Genomic DNA, 3,060 nt, shown 5'->3' with positions numbered 1-3,060 from the left:
GATTAAATAATTTCTGTATTGCAGATACAGGGTATCTACGTCCTATGCTAGATGATACCCTTCATTGTGACACACAATACATCACTTAAATAACTTTGAGAACACCCCTCTAATAACTGGTTTATCTGATGATGTTTCGCTTTGTATCGTATCAATTTTATGTTCAAGTAATGCCATTAATCGAATTTCACGAGCTAGGGAATCTTCTCTAACTTGTTTTATATCCTCCCTAAGCCCATCGACCTGTTTCTCAAGCCATTCTATCGCTGTCAGCCCCGGACGGGCTGACAGCGATTGAGGGTGAAGATAAAGAGATTTTTTGGGAAGGCTGGTCAGTTCCAATTAAGCAATACTAGATATTCCCTTGGTATAAAGCACCTAAGGGCGCTCTACGTGACGGAAATTATTTACAGCATACCTTACCCTAAATAAGTGTAGAAAGCTCTTAAAAGGTCTTTTAGAGAGCTTTATTCCTGTGTTTAGTATATGTTACGGAGATTGTAAGAAAGGGATCTCTAATATATTAAACCCATGATGAAGTCATAGTGTAAAGAGGTTTTTAACCTTGTTAATAATCTAAGTAAAAGGAGGTTGTCATGAGATTTAAAGGATGTATTTTAGGTGTTTGTTTAGTTTTTTCAGGTAATGGTGCCGCTATTAGTGCCCCATCTACCCCCCAGATTAAAGTGCATAGCTGGGTGTCATGCTACCCCTCTGTGTTTTGGGTGTGCCATAAGACTTGGATTAGATAGAACTTTAAGAGTAATATGAGGGTGGAGGAGTTAGCTATCGCTGATTCAGAGGATAGAGAAGGTGCCTTTGTATGAACTTCTTAGAAAATTAGAGCCTTCATACAAAGGCACCCTTAAAATAACTATAATAGAGGATAAACTACATGAAAAATATAGCGGAAATAAATCAGATAAGACTAATGAAAGAGGCGCATAAAATACTAGATAGAATTGAAAATGATCTACATTTGATTGTTACCTCAATAAAGCAACAAAGATTAAATAAGGCTGTTTAGGAAATGAAAAATGTAAAAGCAATTTTAATACCACTAACTATGGGTATGGCACTACTAACAGGGTATACAAATCCTGTTATAGCAGGTTCAGGTGCAGGAGGCATCATAACAATAAAGAACAATTCTACTAGTGAGATCGAAGTAACTTGGAGTGGTGTAGGTTGCGCACTCTATTGGGGTGGAATAAGTTACGCTTGTAATGGTGAATACTTAAACTCTGGAGAAGAGTACACATATAGGTACAACTGGGGAGTAACTAACACATGGGTTAATGTAGGAATCGCAGCGCATTACGATGTTGACCACCCTTGTTTAGACAACGATACGGGGGAAGGAGGTTGCTTAGCAGCAGATAAGGATATAGATACGGATGCTTGGGAAACAGATTACTGCTTAGTACACGATTGGGGATTACATTGTACAGGTAAAACCAAACCATACACTTGGAATGAGATACCTCGTGATAATGAAGATTATTGTAATCTTATTTTAGTTGAACTGATGCGGAATACACCAGAAGGAGACCCCCTGGTAGTTAGTAAACAAGATTTACTTAGATGTGGTTGGGATTGATAATTGGGTCGTAGGTCAAATCTGCATCCAGCTCAAACTCTACTTTCTTGAAGAAATTCCGGCCATGCTTAAATATTGGGAAATTCAATGAGTTTTAAATTTATAGATTTATTCACCAACAGGAAATAATAGAATGAAATCATTAAAAAATGGAGTGCTATTAGCACTTATCGCGACTCTTTACCTAAGTAGAGCAGGTGCTTCTGAGAGTGTGGGCGCAGAGGGGTTGCCTTATCAAGTAGGGGATGTTGGCCCGAGCGGGGGTGTGGTAATATCCGTGTACAAAAATCAAGGGGTAGAAATAGCGCCAGAGGATCTAGTAAAACTAGGAAGATCAGGGGAAGTTTCTAAGCTAACTTTAACTGAGGCTGTTGAAGGGTTAAAAAATTGGGGTTTGGGGGGACAGATGGACTGGAGAATCCCTACTATTACAGAGCTTAAGCAAGTTCACTCTATGCGCAATCTTGTACCAATGTCTAATGATTGGTATTGGAGTAGTACTTCTGATATTAAGCAAAACCATTTTGGGTCCCCGGATTATCTTGTTCATTCTTTTAAAAGACGAGGGGGTGGTAACGACTCTCTTATCAACAGGCTAGTAAAAGTAGCTAAGCCGGATGAAGCCCTTTACGGGATTAGGCCTGTCAGATCTTTTACGGACTGGAAAGTAAAAGGTGTTTGTGGCGTTATGGATCCCATGACTAATGAAGAAAAAAAGAAATATGCGCAATCCTTAACAATTGATGAAAGAGAGGTGTTACAGAATTCCAGGTGTTTTATTAAGTACGAAGTGGGTCAATCGGGTCCCGCTTCAGGTTGGGTTGTTGCTTCTTATGATAATGGACGCCATGGATATGAAGTAACTGCCGGAGATTACACCGGTGTTTGGGGCTGTTATGGCGTAAGTATGCAGGGTAAAGCTTATGGAAGAGCTTTAGGGGCTGGTAAGCAGAATACTCTAGATATGATCAATAATGGTTGCGGGGGTATCGCGAGTCTAGTAAATAGTTTAGACGTAAATGGGTATAAAGATTGGTGGATTCCTTCTCATAGTGCAATGGATACCCTATGGCACAACAGAGAGGTTATAGGTCTGACCCGTACGGGCTATATTTGGGACTCTCTGTATTGGTCATCCACAACTAATGAAGATTACGCTAACATACCAAATGTTACTAACTTTAAAAGTAGCTATATTAAGATAATGAAAACGAGTTATCATGACTTAATGAATAGAAATTATAATCTAAAAGTTAGACCTATTCATTCCTTTTAGGGGCAATAGGGTTCTGTATAAAGGGGGTGGGTGGTTTAAATTCCACTCCTGTTTATAGGTTCTGACGAAAGTCTTATTGAAAGTAGAAACCCTTCAATAAGACATAGCACTAAACAAGCCTACATCAAGGCCGATCGGCGTAGGAAGGCGAAGTGAAGATTTACCCATGACTGTTAAAACAGGG

General features: G+C 39.3%; 3 protein-coding genes. 2 read left to right on the top strand and 1 reads right to left on the bottom strand.

Annotated elements, in window-relative coordinates; translation table 11 throughout:
- Nucleotides 1-81 precede the first annotated feature (81 nt).
- On the bottom strand, nt 82-342 hold the full coding sequence (locus CDZ78_RS14685; protein ID WP_087870681.1) for a hypothetical protein: 261 nt from the start codon (nt 340-342) through the stop codon (nt 82-84).
- Between the two features lie 688 nt (nt 343-1,030).
- Here CDZ78_RS14685 and CDZ78_RS14680 point away from each other — a divergent pair.
- Complete coding sequence (locus tag CDZ78_RS14680) at nt 1,031-1,600, top strand: hypothetical protein (RefSeq protein WP_087870680.1); 570 nt, start codon at nt 1,031-1,033, stop codon at nt 1,598-1,600.
- A gap of 133 nt (nt 1,601-1,733) precedes the next feature.
- Nucleotides 1,734-2,876, top strand: coding sequence for an Lcl C-terminal domain-containing protein (locus CDZ78_RS14675; RefSeq protein ID WP_087870679.1), 1,143 nt, complete (start codon nt 1,734-1,736; stop codon nt 2,874-2,876).
- Nucleotides 2,877-3,060 lie beyond the last annotated feature (184 nt).

This window comes from Bathymodiolus platifrons methanotrophic gill symbiont (assembly GCF_002189065.1).
Lineage (GTDB): Bacteria > Pseudomonadota > Gammaproteobacteria > Methylococcales > Methylomonadaceae > Methyloprofundus.
The sequence above is the reverse complement of the archived record's forward strand: the minus strand, read 5'-3'. Positions and strand labels throughout refer to the sequence as shown.